The sequence below is a fragment of the Streptomyces sp. EDA2-14 genome, assembly GCF_054963755.1.
The window spans coordinates 193,228-207,841 of the sequence record NZ_JBUEGE010000009.1 but is presented as its reverse complement, the minus strand read 5'-3'; the positions used below and the strand labels follow the sequence as shown (position 1 = coordinate 207,841).

Sequence of the window (14,614 nt, the reverse complement as noted above, 5' to 3'; positions counted from 1 at the left end):
CGGGTTCGGTGGTTGATCCAAGGCGCCCCGCTGACCGACAGGCGGTGTCAACCGCTCGATGCCTTCCTGAGTTCGGCTTCCTGCCGCAGGAGTCGCATCAGATTGGTCAGCCGGTCATTTCCCAGGCCGAGATCGTGGCTTCGGATGGCGTCCCCGACGACCTTCCGGGTGAGGCGTCCAGCCTGAGTGACCGCGGGACGAGCGATCAAGAGCAGTTGCTCGTCCGTTACCGCCGGGGGCTTCGGGTTCGGGTCATGGTTGTCCAGGCGGTTGGTGTGTCCGGCCTTCGGCAGGGTCAGGGGCATCGGCGTGTGGGGTGGGACGGCGGCCGGGCGGGGTCTGGTGGGCGACTGACCGCCCATGTCACCCAGGTGACCGTCGTGTTCCGGCTCAGGTTCGGTCCGCTTGTCCGTGAGGTGTCCGGACGGTGAGTTGTCCGGCGCGGTGACCGACTCGGTGTCCAAGCCCCCGTGGTTCAATGTGCGACCGGTGTCCGGAGAGAACCGTCCGGCCGTGACCGGCGCCAGGGTGTGGCTGGCGTCTGCAGGGCCTTCGGACGCTCGGTGTGCCCGGACAGTCGCCCTGTCCGGAGACCCGGACACCTCAGCTTCGGTCACTCGGCGGGCGATCAGGATGTAGAGGTGGACGGCACCGGCCAGGGCGAGTGGGGCCAGCGTGGACAGGACTCCTACCGTGACGTCGCCGAGACGGAGACCATCGCCTTCGCGGTGCTGCTGGTTGAGGCGGACCGCGTGCAGCGCGTTGGCCCAGATACTGGCCGCAGTTGCCGTGCCGAACAGGAACCACACGTAGCAGCGAGCCGCGAGCGGGGCTGTTCGCAGGACCAGCAGGGCTCGCACCCCGTAGGCGATGAATCCGTCGATGACGAGAGGGAAGATGAAGGTCAGGATTCCGCGGATATGGATAGCGGTGGCCATCTGCTGCAGTGCGTCGTAGGAGAGGGCGCATCCTGCCGCGCCGAGAGCGACGATCGCGGCGCGGTCCCAGCTCGTTATCCGCGTGTGGAGGAAGTTGGCGTCGTTCACGCGGCTGCCCCGAGGCCGTCCTGGTAGGGCGGCAGCGTGGACGCGGCCGTCCAAGGTGCTCCAGCCTCCCCCGCCGGACCGTCGAGTTGGGCCTCCTCCACCGTCCGGTTGCGGATCTCCCGGCGCGTACGGCGGTACAGCTTGTCCGCGTGCTCGTCAGTGATCTTGAGCAGCCAAGCGAGGCGCTCGGGCGTGACGCCGGACTGATAGGCGGCTCGGACGACGGCCCGGCGTTCGCTCTTGGTGAGGTGGACGTCGCGGCCGGCCAGGGTGGCATTGACGCGCGCGTAGTCCTGGCGGTGCTCCAACTTGCTGTGCAGCAGCTCGCGTTCCTCTTCGGTCATTCCACCGCGGATTCCTTCACGGTCTCCGTTCTCGAGCGCCGCGTCGAGGCAGGTGCGGCGCACGGGGCACTGAGCGCAGTAGGACTTGGCCTCGCGGATGCGGTCCATCTCGTCGGGTTCGGGAAAGAACAGGTCGAGGTCGACCGGGTGGTGGTGTGTCGATCGGCAGGCGGCGTTCTCGTGCCAGGACTGGTCGCCGAGGAGGCGGGGCGTGCTGGGCTGGAGGGGGTCCATGTGGGCGTCTCCATTCGGTCCCGAGGCAATTTTTGGCAAGGCGGGACCCGAGCGTTGGTGCGTGGGGCGGCGAACGAGGTGCGTTCGCGGGTGGGTTCAGCGGGGGGCGGAGGCGCGTAGGCGCTCGGCTGCCAGGGCTCGTCTGCGGTCGGGGCCGTCGAGGATGACCTTGTCGGTCATCTCGGTGAGGCGCGATGCGACCCGGTCGCCGATGTGTGCGCGGAGGTCACTCATGCCGAGGTTGGTGGTGATGAGGGTCGGGAGCATCTCGTTGTAGCGGCGGTTGATCAGCCGCATCGTGAGCTCCTCGGTCCATTCGCTGTTCTTGGCGGCGCCGAGGTCGTCGACGAAGAGGAGCGGGCAGCGGGCCAGGTCCATGAATTCGCGCTCCCCGTCCTGGCCGGGGCGCGGGCGCAGTTCCGCGTACAGGTCTGCGGCGGTGATCGCCTTCCAGCGGAGCCGTACTCCGGCGATGAGGAGCGAGCGGATCGCGCCGTACGCCTGGTGGGTCTTGCCGGTTCCGGTCGTTCCCGCGATCAAGAGGGAGCGGCCCTGGGCGATGCCGGGCCGACCACCGGGGCCCGGGCGTCCGGCCTGGGCGACTTCCCGCACCCATGAGGTGACGGCCGGGTGGTCGGCGAGTGCGCCGCGGTAGCGGGGCGGGATGCGGGAGTCGGCTGCCTGGAGGGCCGGGAGCGGCTCGGGGCCTTCGTCGGGTTCGGCGGCCGGGTCGATGCCCTTGGCGGTGAGGATGCTGGCGAGGCGGCGCGCGAGGCCGCCGACGGGCTGGGCGTCGTAGTCGCGCATCACAGCTCCTCGGCGTAGGCGGCGGCAGGGTCGGCGGGGTTGGCCCAGGGCCGGTGGGCGGGGACGTTAGGCCGGGATTCCGGCCGGGCAAAACCTTCGGCTGCGGCGTTCATCGCCTCGTGTGCCAGGCTCGGCAGGGTGCTGGGGTGCAGGCCCTTGGCGCGGTGTCGGGCCAAGGTGGCGCGTATGTGGTCCGGGCGGATCCCTTCGGTGAGGAGCTTGGCGGTCTCGCGGCCGAGGTGTCCCAGGACGTCGCGGGGTGGCCGGTGTGCGCAGCCTGCGACGTACTCGGCCATGAGCTGCTGGGTGGTGGCGGTGCTCTGCGCGGGGACGCTCGCGTCCCCCGAAGGGGATGTAGTTCCTAGATCCAGGTTCCTAGGTCCAAGATCCGGGGTGTGAGTGCTCATCGGGTGCTCGTCGAGGGCTCCGTGAGGGCTCACTGAGGCCTCAGCAGCAGGCTGTTGACCTGCGTCTTCGGGATGGCCTTCGCAGCTTCTTGCTTGGTGTGATGTGTTGGCCGGTGTTCCCCGCCCGCTCGCTGAGTCCTCCATGAGGGCTCCGTGGACGGTGAGGGGTTCGGGGGTGCCGACAGATGGTGCGTCGTGTCGCGGGCATTGCGGGGTGCGTACGCCGCTGGGGCGGTTGATCTTCTGGTGCTTGGACCAGGTGACGACGTGCAGATACGCCTTGCCATCTTCTCCGGTATACCGGCAGATCAGATCTTCGGCGGCCAGTTGGATGAGGTCGTCCTCGACGCCCATGGGGCCGTGGCCGGGCCGCAGGGACCAGAGCATTCCGGCGATGACGGCGGGCTGGTCGCGGATGCGTCCGCGGTCGTCGACCTGGGTGAGCAGGCCGAAGAAGGTCCGTTCGGCGCTGACGGAGACGGCGGCCAGGGATTCGGAGGCGAAGGCCTCCGGCTTGATGGTGCGGATACGGGCCATGAGTCAGCGGGCTCCGCTCGCGACAAGCCTCAGGCCTGTGGCGCGCAGGAGCGGGCCGGTTGCCAGGGCGAGGACGTGGTCTTGCGTCCAGTCCGCCTCGGGGCAGGCACGGATGATCCAGCGGGCCGCCGTACGCGCTCGGAGTCGGTTCAACGGTATGCGGCAGCCATCCGCGTCGTAAGCGCTCGCGTAGGGGCTCGGCCAGTTTCGGGCGGGCTCGCGAAGGGTGATGCGGAAGGTTCGGGCGCCGGGGACCATCTCCGCCAGGAGCCGGGCCAGACGGTGACGGCCAGCGCTGACGTGTGCGGCAGCGTGCTCGGGTACGCGGGCGGTGCGTGCACTTCCTGTGTGTTGTTCGGGCATGCGAGAATTCCTCACTCGTAGGTGGAGTGGGACGGCCGTTCTCGTCGAAAAGGCCAGCCGACCTGCTCCGGTTATGAATCCGTCTCCCCTATGGGGTGGCGGCCTCGGCGTCCGGAAGGTGCGAACTTCTGGGCGCCGGTTTTATTTCCCCCCGGCGGGGGCGCCCTGGCGGGCGTCTGGGTAACTCCAGTCGGGCTCCTTCACGTTGGGGCGGCTCCGCGTTCGCAGCCGAGGGACCAGCAACATATGCGTGGTGCCCTCGACGCTCCAGCGGACAGCCCGCCTCGATCCACTTCGACGCCAACTCGACATCTCCGCCCCATCGAACGAGGGGGTGCAGGCGTCAGGCAGCCGGTACTGCCCTCGTCGGAACGAGTCGCCGCGCGCGGCGTAGGACACGGATCCGACATGGGCAGGCGGGCGGCGAAGGGTGTAGGTTGAACACCTTGATTCGCCAAACTGAACCTATCCCGGTTTGAGCGTCGGATCAACATACTGAAATTTCCGCGATTTAGAGAACCAGCTTCGGGAGAGCCCTCCGATGGCCCCTCGTCACTTCGACCGCGACCGGGTGCGCGCGCTGCGGCGCGCTCGGAACATCACCCAGAGTGAGCTGGGCGAAGCGGTGGGCGTCGGCGACTCGACGGTGGCCAGCTGGGAACTGGGTTCCTCCGCACCCGACGGCGAGAAGCTCCCCGTTCTGGCGAAGTTCTTCGGCCTACCCCTGGACGAGCTCTTCCCCCGCAGGTCGGGCGATCTCCCCGATCTCGCCGACCTGCGCTGCGACGCCGGCTACAGCCAGTACCAGACGAGAGAGCTGATCGGCACAAAGAGCTCAGGTCCGGTCGCCAATGCGGAGCGCGGCAAGCGCCGACTCAACGAGAAGTTCCAGGAGACGCTGGCGAAGGCCTACGGCGTGAGCCTGGACGAGCTGCTCGCGGCACAGGAGCGATCGTTCGGAAACGAGGTGCCGGCCCCGGCGAGCACCCCGGTGATGCCCCGAACGGTCGCCGAGAAGATCACGTATCTGCTGGAGCACTCGTATCCGGGCACCCAGACACCCCCCTCGGACGCGGAAATCGCCGAGGCGGTCAACGACCACGCCGGGGCGCAGATCCTGACATCAGACGGCTCCCGGGCCCTGAGATCCGGGGACGACACCGACCTGTCGCCAATCGTCACCGAGGGCCTCGCCGAGCTGTTCGGCGTCTCCCCCATGTACTTCCAGAACGACGACACCGTTGCCCGTCAGGTCGTCGAAGGATTGCGCATGCTCGCCGCTGTACGCACAGGAGCCGTGGGGCGGGTCGCCACACGAGGGCTCGGCCCCGAGGGCATGTCGGACGAGCTGCTGGCCTTCCTCAACCAGGTCGTCGAGGAGATGGCCGATCGAGAAGTGCCCGGGACCGACGGCCCCAGGCACTGAGTAACCCCACTCTTTTTGGTGTCTCCCGCTTACGCGTTGGCGCCGAACTCGTGGTGCCTGCCCGCCGCGACGACCCTCTCGACAGACTTCAGCGCGCCCAGATCGGCGAGCGGATCGCCGTCGACCACGAGTACGTCCGCGCTGTAGCCGACGGTGAGCTGCCCGGCGACATCGCCAACTCCCAGCGCCTCAGCGGCATCCGCAGTGGCCATCGCGAGGATGCGGTCATTGGGTACGCCCAGGTGCGCGTAGAAGGTGAGGCTGGAAGGCAGGCCGTCGAAGCCCGCCCGCTGCACACCCGCGTCCGTGCCCGCGATGAGTCGCGCACCCGCCGTGGCCATCTGCCGCACCGCATCGAACATCGCCTCCGCGCGCTCCTCACCGAAGAACTTCGGCAGCATCGGCCAGTGCGGACTCACCGCGGGGCAGACGTAGATCCCCTTCTCGACGATCTGCTTGAGCACGTCCTCACGGACCTCGAACCCGACGGCCGTCATCCAGGTGCAGTGCTCGATCGTGTCGACGCCGGCCTCGACCGCGGCGGTAATGCCGTCGACGCCGTGCGCGTGTGCGGCGACAGGCAGTCCGGCGCGATGCGCCTCCTCCACCAGGGCTGCCAATTCTTCATGGGAGAACTGGGATTCCCAGCTCTTGGCGCCGCCCTTGGTGAGGCCTCCGCCAGTCTCCATCACCTTGATGACCTTGGCGCCAGCGTCGATATTGCGCTGCACAAGACCGCGCACTTGGTCCGGTCCGGAGACTTCGCCACCGAGGAACCAGCAGTGGCCATCGGGCGGGGTGACGGGCGTGGCCGCCGAGACGATGCGCGGACCCATGGCCCGGCCCGAGGCGACATCCTCCGCGAGACGCAGAGCGAGGCCGTTGCGGTCGCCGAGGTCGCGAGCCGTGGTCACACCTACGCCCAGAAGTTGCACGGCATGGGCCCGCATGTCGGTGAACAGCGCCTCGTCGTCCTGCCCCTGGAGGGTGGCGACCGGGTCCGCGCCCGCGTCGAAGCACAGGTGCACGTGGGCGTCGATCAGGCCGGGCAGCACCGTCCCGTTGGGGTGGATGAACCGGGACTCGTCGGGCCGGGCCTGGCGCTCCACCTCTTCGCGCGGACCGACGCAGGCGATGACACCGTCACGGACGAGAACGGCTCCGTCGGCGATGACGTGCCGGTCGGCTCCGGCCAGAACGCGGGCGGCGGTGATGAGCATGTGGGGGTTCCCTTTCGCGAGTGGGGGCGGTTCAGTGGGTGGAGCGCAGGGCGTCGGACAGGGCCAGGAGTTCCTGAATTTCGGCCTCGCGGTTGCGCTGTCTCGGGATGACGGCCAAGGACCGGGCGGGCATAGGCTTCTCGGTTGAGTTCATGTGGTCACGTACGGCGCTGCGCACGCGTCGCGCGACGAGTTGAGGGTCGTCGCTGAGCGGACGGCCGTCGCCTGGCACCAGGTAGGGGCTGATGGCGACGAGCCCGTCACGGCATTCGACGATGCGGCGGTGGTGGCGCCGATGAACACCACGTGCACGCCATCGATCCCGGAGGGACGACGACCGGGGGCTGAGCACTGTGTGCGGGGCGGCCTCCGCCATCAACATCCACAGCGGTTCGAGCCGCGCGAGTTCGCGTCGATGCCGCAGCCACAGCCGACAATGCGACAGTCGGGCACGGACACCCGGATACGTAATGCCGAACACGAAGAGGAGGGTCGAGATCACGAGAAGCACGGCGACCGCGGCCAGCACCGATTCGGCGATGTCGCCCCCGCGCCACCTCACCGTGACGATGACGGCCCGGATCGCGCATGCGACCGCCATACCGAACATCCCTGCCCCGGCCGTCCACAGCCCGGTCGAGTGCGGCTTCGCCGACGCCCGCGCATAGCGACGCGTCCACAGCGCGGCGGCGCTCAGGGCGTACATCAGATACAGGCCGGTCACGAGGTAGAAGAAGGCGACCTGCCCAACCGTCATGTCAGTGGTGGAGAAGCTTCCGGCCAGGGCCTGGTGAGGAACGGTCGCAGCGGCGACGCAGACGGACGCCGCGACCGCGGCGACGACGAGGCCCTCGACGCGGGCCCGACGCCGCCCGCCGCCCTCATCTGCGGACGCGTACAGGTAGAAGCACATCAGGAAGTACACGGTGGCAAGGAGCAGTACGTTCTGCACTAGTTTGGCAGTGCCGTGTCCGGCCACTGTGTCGAATCCGGTCGCCCCGCCCGGCATCGCAAACGGGTACGACATCGCGGCGCACGCCAGGCAGAGGGTCACCGAGCGCAGGGACCGGTCCTGCGGCGCCTTGGACAGCTGGTAGAACTTCCAGCCGACGGCCGCGACCAGCCCAACCAGGAAGAGGACGGCCATCTACAGCCACCCCTGGTGATCTCCGAGGGCGGCCTGCACTCGGCGCACCGACGGGTCGGTGCTCCTCTGGTCAGGGGAGACGCGGTCGAGGATCGTCGCCCACTCCCCCACGATCGTCGCGACGAGTTCGGCCTCCTGCTCCTCCTTGGTGTCGTACGAACACCGGTGGAGCGCGCGGTGGATCGCATCCGCCTTGAGCCCGGGAAGGAGCGCCTCCCATACTGCGGTGCCCGGCGGCCCCGGATGGTCGGCCAGGATGTGCCCGAGTTCGTGCAGGACAATGTGGTCCTGGTGATGCGGAGTGGTCTCCTTCTGGAACACGATCACGTCACTCGCCGCCATCTCGAGCCACGCGCCGAGCGGCCCGCCGCTCGGCAACGGAAAGGCCCGCAACTCAATGGGGCGGCCTCGGCGACGGGACAGCGCCGCGCACAGGTCCGACACGCTCAACGGCGGCTGGACATCGAGCGAGCGCAGAAGTCGGCGAATCCGCCGCTCCAGGTCACGACCACGGACGTTCCCCTCGGGACCCCGCTGCCGCAGGCCAGGGAGTGATCGCGCCGTGTTGCCGTCCTCCGAGTCCTGCCTGCCAAGCAGACTCTGCAGCGAATCGGTTCTGGCTGTACGCCACCACATGGACATGGCCGGTCAGGCTCCCTTACTCATGCTGCTGTGCATCAGTAATCCTGCACATCCACTTCCGCCACTAGCGGTGGCGCTACTAAGAGCACCCATTCTCGCGATGACCGACACGCATTCGGGATGTCGCTCTCTGCATATGCCAACCCGCACACATAATTGGACATAGCACCCATATATGTCCGTTCGAGAGGCAGGTAACGCCAACACGTGAGTGACGCAGCCCATACACGCAAGCACTCGCTGTCCCCCGAGCTAGGCCCCTTGCTCCGCCGTTGGCGAGAGCGCCTGGACCACCGCCGCATTCCTGGTATCGATTCGACGCGCAGGCGCTTGAAACCGGGGCTGACCCAGGATGAGGTGGCTTCCCTCACTGGCGTTGCGAGCTCTTGGTATCGCCAGCTGGAGGGCGGCAGCCCCCGCCCCGTGTCGGAGCAGTTCGTACAGCGTCTGGCCATGACGTTCAGGCTCGACGAAGCCGAGCGAGTCGTCCTCTACCAACTGGCGCTGGGACACGCGCCACCTCCGGCGGAGGGCGGACTTGACCAGCAAGTCGATGCGCATCTACAGGCGGTACTAAATACGCTGCTCCCGCATCCTGCCTACGTTTCGAACCTATGGTGGGACATCGTCGCCCACAACCAGCCTCAGGAGGACTGGTTCCCCTGGTTGCCGTATGAGCGCAACCTGATGCGGTTCGCGTTCTTGTACCCGGAAGCGCGAGATCAGCTCGTCAACTGGCGCGAAGATTGGGCTATTCCCTTTCTCGCACAAATCCGGTTCGCCATTGCCACGCATCCCGACAACCCGCAACTCGCCCGGCTCCGCGACGACATCCTTGAGCGAAACGCCGAAGCTCGCGAGCTCTGGTCCACACAACAGGCGCAGGCCCACCCCGACGGCGACGAGCGTCGATTCTCGCTGCCCTACCACGACGGCGAGGAAATTCGTGTTCGTATCATGGCCTTCGCTCCGATGAGCAAGCAGGATCAACGCCTTGTGGTACTGCTGCGCTTGTAAAAGCAGCAGTCCACCGTGGACGGCAGACGAAGAGCCGGCCAGCATCGGCTGATTCCGTCTGTCTACTTCGCGAAGCAGGACGCCGCGTCACCAAGATCTCGTTAACGTTCCGTGCCGCTATCAGCTCTCGGCACAGTAGGTGTGACTCTTCGTTCTCGCCGCCGGGCAGAGTCCCAGCGGGCACACCCCTGTGCCTACTGGGTCCCGCTCTCCTCAAGAACCGGCGCTGACTTCGCCTTCGGCACCGACGGGGACACTGCATCATCCGCGTCACCATGGCCGCGCCTCGGCCCACCTCAAGGTGCGCACCCGTCGGCAGCATCTGGGCGTCTGTCGGCCTTCCCACTCGCCCTCCAGAGCGACCTCTGCCATCAGGCGGCTCCGCGGACCGTTTACTACACCCAGAACCGAAGTCTTAAGCACGGGTTAGATCTGCCCACGAGGCCTTGGTTGCCCGGCGGACAATCAGTCAAGCTGCCTGCGACCTGCGGTGATGCGGGATCACTTCAGGAACCCACACCAAACAGACGGGAGAGCTCTGTGTCCACGACAGGCGCGCGGGCCGCTACACGCAGTCCGTGGAAAGCCATCATCGGTGGCTCGGTCGGCAACATGATCGAGTGGTACGACTGGTTCGTCTACTCGACCTTCTCCGTCTATTTCGCTTCGGCGTTCTTCCCCGAAGGCGACGCGACATCCCAACTCCTGCACACCGCGGGCATCTTCGCGGTCGGCTTCTTCATGCGTCCGGTCGGCGGCTGGCTGCTCGGACGCCTAGGTGACCGCAAGGGGCGCAAGACCGCTCTGAACGTCACCGTTCTCCTGATGTCGCTCAGTGCCCTCCTCATAGCCGCCGCCCCCACACACGGCCAGATCGGCTACTGGGGCGCGGTCATCCTGCTGCTGGCACGGATGCTCCAGGGTTTGTCCGTGGGTGGGGAGTACGCGGCCAGCGCGACATACCTGAGCGAGGCAGCCCCGGCCCATCGTCGCGGCTTCTTTTGCAGCTTCCAGATGGTGTCGATGAAGGTCGGCCAGCTGATCGGGCTGAGCCTGCAGATCGTGCTCCAACGGACCATGTCGGACGAGACGCTGTCCTCCTGGGGCTGGCGCATCCCCTTCATCCTCGGCGCTCTGGGCGCCGCGGCCGTGTTCTACCTCCGCCGCAGTCTGGTCGAGACCGAGTCCTTCGAGCAGGCCGTCGAGGAGACGGGCCGGGAGAAGGAGCGCGGCACGCTGCGCGGCCTGTGGGAGTACCGGCGCACGGTGGCGCTCGTCGTCGGGTTCAGCATGGGCGGCACTCTGGCTGACTACACGTACTCGACGTACATGACGAAGTACCTGTCCAACAGCGCCGGGCTGAGCAGGACCGAGGCCTCCCTCGTGAGCTTCGTCGCGATCCTGGTCTTCATCGGGGTCCAGCCGCTGGCCGGCGCCCTGTCGGACCGGATCGGCCGCCGGCCGCTGCTGATCACCTTCGGTGTCGGCGCGATGCTGTTCACCGTCCCGCTCATGACGGCACTGGGGCATGTCTCGACGATGAGTGGCGCACTGCTGCTGATGATCGCCGGGTTGCTCATCATCAGCGGCTACACCTCGATCAGCGCCCTGGTGAAGGCCGAGTTGTTCCCGGCACGTATTCGCTCGCTGGGCGTTGCCTTGCCCTACGCACTGGCCAACGCGCTGTTCGGCGGCACGGCGGAGTACGTGGCGCTGTGGTTCAAGAACGCCGGCATGGAGTCCGGATTCTTCTGGTACGTGACCGGCTGCGCCGCCATCTCACTGATCGTGTATCTCACCATCCGCGAGACGAAGGGGGTTTCGTTCTCCAAGGCCGAGGATCCCGGGTCCCGTACGACTGAAGTCGCGGCATAGCCTGGTCGCCATGCGTGTGCGTGTGCTGCTGATCGAGGACGACGAGCGGCTCGCCGACGCCCTCTCCTTGGCCCTCTTCGAGCGCGGCTACCTGGTCGAGCGGGTGGTACGCGCCGAAGAGGGCCTGCGCCGCAAGGACATGGCGGATTTCGTGCTCCTCGACCTCGGACTTCCCGACATGAACGGCCTGGACATGCTCAGAAGACTGCGCCGTGTCTCGGCCATTCCCGTAATCGTGCTGACCGCGCGAGGTGACGAACGAACCGTGTTGCAGGGCCTGAGTTCCGGGGCAGACGACTACCTCACCAAGCCGTTCCGCGTGAAGGAACTCCTCGCCCGCATGGAAGCGGTCCGCCGCCGCACCCGGCAGGCTCCGCCGATCGCGCAGGAGGCCGAACCTCAGACGGTGGAGGTGGGGGACGTCCTGATCGACCTGGCGGCCCGCACCGTCACCGTGGCGCATCAGGGTGTTCCACTGACGGCCCGTGAGTTCGATGTGCTCGCCCTGCTGGCCCGCACCCCAGGGGTGGCCCGGAGCCGCGAGGAGATCATGGATGCCGTCTGGGGCGACGCCTTCCTCGCCGCCTCGCGTTCGCTGGACGTCCATGTGTGGGGCATCCGCACCAAGACGGGCCGGCCCGATCTGATCGAGACGCTGCGGGGCGTCGGCTACCGCCTGGCACAGTGATGCGTCGTCGGCTCCTGGTCACCTATCTCGCCCTCATCGGCGGGGTGCTGCTCGCCCTGGTCCTGCCGTTCGGTCTGGCCTACGCCCAGGAACGCACTGCCGAGGTGCTGCTCTCGAGGCGCGCGGACGCCACGCGTCTCGCCGACCTAGCCGAGCAGGCCATTCAGGAAAGCGACACGACCGTACTGCGGTCCGAGGTCACCCGGTACACGGCGCTCTACGACGCTCCGGTCGAGGTCCGCCGCGGCAACGGCCGCATCCTGGTCGAAGCGGGCGGAGGCGTGGCCAACAGTGCGGGGCCGTTCCGGCGCGCGCTGGCCGGCCGGACCACCGAACGCCTCCCGCTGATCACGCTGTTCGGACCGGGCCGGGTGGTGATCGCCGAGCCAGTGGGCAGCGACGCACGGGTGACCGGCGTGCTGCTGCTGGCCGCTCCTACCTCCGATGCACGGTACGACGTGGCCCGTGTCTGGCTGCTGCTGGCGGGCGGCATGTTGACGGCCTTCGCGGTGGCCGTCGAGGCCGCCCGCCGGCTCGCACGCTGGACGCTGCGGCCGGTCGCCGAACTCGATGCTGCCACCGAGGCCATCGCGCGCGGGCGCATGACCGCGCGTGCCTCCGGCTCCGGTGGCGGACCGTCCGAACTGCGCCGGCTGGAGAACCGTTTCAACGACATGGCCGATGCCGTGGCCGCCGCCATGGAAAAGCAGCGCGCGTTCGTCGCGGACGCGTCCCACGAGCTGCGGACACCTCTGGCCGTACTGTCACTGCGTCTGGAGAATCTGCGGGCGCACGTGGCCGCCTCCGGTGCCGAGCGCTACGACGAGGTGATGCTGGAGTTGAACCGGCTCGAGATCCTCCTGGAGGATCTGCTCACACTCGGACGGATCGAAGCGAACGGGCCGGCGCAGGCCGGGCATGGGGAGCTCGTGGCCGACCTCAAACGCCGACTCGACGTATGGCAGGAGGTTGCGGACGCCAGCGGACTGAGTCTACGGACCGAACTGCCGAGCGCGCTCCACGCCCGTGGCCCGGCCGAGACCCTGGGACGGATCACCGACATCGCCGTCGACAACGCGATCAAGTTCGTTCCGCGCGGCGGGCACATCAGCGTCACCCTGCGGGCCGGAACCGCCGCTCACGGGGAGTTGGTACTCACGGTCGCAGACGACGGGCCGGGGCTCGATGACGAGGAGCTCACGGCCGCACGGAACCGCTTCTGGCGCTCCTCACGGCACGGCGGCATCGACGGCAGCGGACTGGGCCTGGCGATCGCCGACGAACTGGCCCGCGCGGCAGGCGGCACGCTGGACCTGCTCCCGGCCCAGCCGCAGGGCCTGGTAGTCCGGTTTCGGCTCCCTGGCGGCCTCGACTGAGCGGACATCAGCCGTAGGCGGTGCGGTAGTAACGCGCCGCACCCGCGTGCAGCGCCACCGGACCGGTACCGATGGCATACCTCTCATCCAGATAGGCACCAGGCACCTCCGGCCCGGGCAGCGTCAGCCGCGCAGCGAACATCGCTCTGATGACACGGTAGGCCACCTCGGCCGGCAGACCGGACCGGGCCATCAGATAGGTAGCCACCCCGACCGTCGGAACTTCCGTACGCTGCCCGTAGGTTTCTGCGGGCACAGACACGTCGACGTAAGCTGGCCCGTGCTTGTGTCGCAGGCCCCTGGCCAGCCCGCCGAGCGGCACGAGCACGCCGCGCCGTTCGTCGGCCAGTTCCCGCACCGCGCGCGCGGGCACCGCGCAGGATGCGAAGAACGCGTCGATCTCCCCGCGCCGCAGGGCACCGGCCGAGTCGTCGAGCCCTAGGTAGCGCAGTTCCCGGGGCTCGACACCGGCTGCCGACAGCACCCGCTGCGCGACCGTGACGGTGCCCGATCCCCTCACGCCGACCGACACCCTCAGTCCGGCGAGGTCGGACACGGTACCGACTCCTGCACGCGTATCAGCCACTAGATGGGTGTAGTTGAGGTAGATCCGGGCCAGCGCCGAGACCGGTTCCGCGACAGGGAAGGCGCCGGCCCCCTCGAAGGCGTCCGCGGCGCTGTCGCCGAGCGCCAGAGCCAGATCGACGTCGCCGGTGCCAAGCAGCCGTAGGTTGTCGACGCTTGCAGATGTATTGCGGACGCGGAGGTCCAAGGACCGGTCGTGTGCGTTGATTTCCCGCGTCAGACGCCTGCCGAAGACTCCGTACGGCGCGCCCGTCACCCCCGTGGCCATGACGATCGGTCGCCGACCGCGCCACGAGGTCCGTACGGCAGGAATGGACGCGGCACCCACTGCCGCCAGGACAAGCAGCGAGCGCCGGGCTGTCGGGGAACGAGCGGTCACGCGGTGAGCGTAGCCCTGCGAACCGGCGCCCTCCCCCCTGTGGGTGCCGAATATTACGTTGGTGCAGTTCAGCCCTGCTATCGCGCCGACGACAGCGGTCGGCAATGGTCTCTGCCCATGCTCGTTCGCCTGGCCTGCATCGCCGTCTCCCACGTCTTCACCGCCCTGCGGCTGATCCCGATGAACGACCACGGCAAGGACATCGAGATCCTCGCGCTGCGTCACCAGCTCGCCGTCCTGCAACGTCGGCGGCAACCAACGCCCCGGTTTTCAGGCGGCCGACCGCGCCTTCCTGGCCGCTCTCCTCGCCCCACTGCCACGAACCGCCCTGCGCCGCCTACTCAAGGTCCTCGACACCCTGCAGGACCTCCTGACGTGCTGGACCGGTACCTGCACCACCTGCGGCCAACCACTCACCAGAGCAAGAACCTAACGAAGCGCTAGTAGACCCGACACCACGCAGCTTCAAGATCTTCAAGGCAGTACCCACCCGCAGCAATCAAGCACACACCCACGGAGTG

Annotated in this window: 13 protein-coding genes; 5 read left to right on the top strand and 8 right to left on the bottom strand. The window is 67.9% G+C overall.

Features of this window, described 5'->3' with window-relative positions; all coding sequences use genetic code 11:
* Positions 1-47: 47 nt before the first annotated feature.
* The 4 genes from ACY34M_RS22880 to ACY34M_RS22865 form a co-directional block, all read right to left on the bottom strand.
* Positions 48-1,046 carry a DUF2637 domain-containing protein gene (locus tag ACY34M_RS22880; protein WP_462719885.1) on the bottom strand — a complete coding sequence of 333 codons (999 nt, stop codon included), beginning with the start codon at positions 1,044-1,046 and terminating at the stop codon, positions 48-50.
* Complete coding sequence (locus ACY34M_RS22875) at positions 1,043-1,624, bottom strand: WhiB family transcriptional regulator (protein WP_462719884.1); 582 nt, start codon at positions 1,622-1,624, stop codon at positions 1,043-1,045. Before ACY34M_RS22875 ends, ACY34M_RS22880 begins: the two co-directional genes overlap by 4 nt.
* 96 nt (positions 1,625-1,720) lie before the next feature.
* Entirely contained in the window at positions 1,721-2,431 is a 711-nt protein-coding gene (locus ACY34M_RS22870; RefSeq protein ID WP_462719883.1) for an ATP-binding protein, read from the bottom strand.
* Positions 2,431-3,375, bottom strand: a complete 945-nt coding sequence (locus ACY34M_RS22865; RefSeq protein ID WP_462719882.1) for a hypothetical protein — start codon at positions 3,373-3,375, stop codon at positions 2,431-2,433. Before ACY34M_RS22865 ends, ACY34M_RS22870 begins: the two co-directional genes overlap by 1 nt.
* A gap of 904 nt (positions 3,376-4,279) precedes the next feature.
* Between ACY34M_RS22865 and ACY34M_RS22860 the strand changes: the two genes are divergently transcribed.
* Positions 4,280-5,164, top strand: coding sequence for a helix-turn-helix domain-containing protein (locus ACY34M_RS22860; protein WP_462719881.1), 885 nt, complete (start codon positions 4,280-4,282; stop codon positions 5,162-5,164).
* Between the two features lie 29 nt (positions 5,165-5,193).
* Here the strand turns inward: ACY34M_RS22860 and ACY34M_RS22855 are convergent, their stop codons facing one another.
* From ACY34M_RS22855 to ACY34M_RS22845, 3 genes are read right to left on the bottom strand one after another with little or no spacing between them, the layout of a single operon-like run.
* Positions 5,194-6,384: an amidohydrolase family protein gene (locus tag ACY34M_RS22855; protein WP_462719880.1), complete on the bottom strand. Its 1,191-nt coding sequence runs from the start codon at positions 6,382-6,384 to the stop codon at positions 5,194-5,196.
* 31 nt (positions 6,385-6,415) lie between these two features.
* Positions 6,416-7,531 (bottom strand): MAB_1171c family putative transporter, encoded by a 1,116-nt coding sequence (locus ACY34M_RS22850; protein WP_462719879.1) that lies wholly within the window; start codon positions 7,529-7,531, stop codon positions 6,416-6,418.
* Positions 7,532-8,173: a hypothetical protein gene (locus ACY34M_RS22845; RefSeq protein WP_462724122.1), complete on the bottom strand. Its 642-nt coding sequence runs from the start codon at positions 8,171-8,173 to the stop codon at positions 7,532-7,534. It lies immediately after the preceding gene.
* Positions 8,174-8,380: 207 nt separating this feature from the next.
* Here ACY34M_RS22845 and ACY34M_RS22840 point away from each other — a divergent pair, with 207 nt between their 5' ends.
* The 4 genes from ACY34M_RS22840 to ACY34M_RS22825 all read left to right on the top strand — a co-directional run bounded on the left by ACY34M_RS22840 (position 8,381) and on the right by ACY34M_RS22825 (position 13,129).
* Positions 8,381-9,190, top strand: a complete 810-nt coding sequence (locus ACY34M_RS22840; RefSeq protein WP_462719877.1) for a helix-turn-helix transcriptional regulator — start codon at positions 8,381-8,383, stop codon at positions 9,188-9,190.
* Between the two features lie 612 nt (positions 9,191-9,802).
* Positions 9,803-11,065 (top strand): MFS transporter, encoded by a 1,263-nt coding sequence (locus ACY34M_RS22835; protein ID WP_462719969.1) that lies wholly within the window; start codon positions 9,803-9,805, stop codon positions 11,063-11,065.
* A gap of 16 nt (positions 11,066-11,081) precedes the next feature.
* Positions 11,082-11,753 carry a response regulator transcription factor gene (locus ACY34M_RS22830; protein ID WP_462719968.1) on the top strand — a complete coding sequence of 224 codons (672 nt, stop codon included), beginning with the start codon at positions 11,082-11,084 and terminating at the stop codon, positions 11,751-11,753.
* A complete protein-coding gene (locus tag ACY34M_RS22825; protein ID WP_462719876.1) occupies positions 11,753-13,129 on the top strand; it encodes a sensor histidine kinase in 1,377 nt (458 codons plus the stop codon). The genes ACY34M_RS22830 and ACY34M_RS22825 overlap by 1 nt, the downstream gene beginning before the upstream one ends.
* Positions 13,130-13,136: 7 nt before the next feature.
* On the opposite strand, the gene ACY34M_RS22820 is transcribed toward ACY34M_RS22825, so the two are convergent.
* Entirely contained in the window at positions 13,137-14,318 is a 1,182-nt protein-coding gene (locus ACY34M_RS22820; RefSeq protein WP_462719875.1) for a TAXI family TRAP transporter solute-binding subunit, read from the bottom strand.
* Between the last annotated feature and the right edge of the window lie 296 nt (positions 14,319-14,614).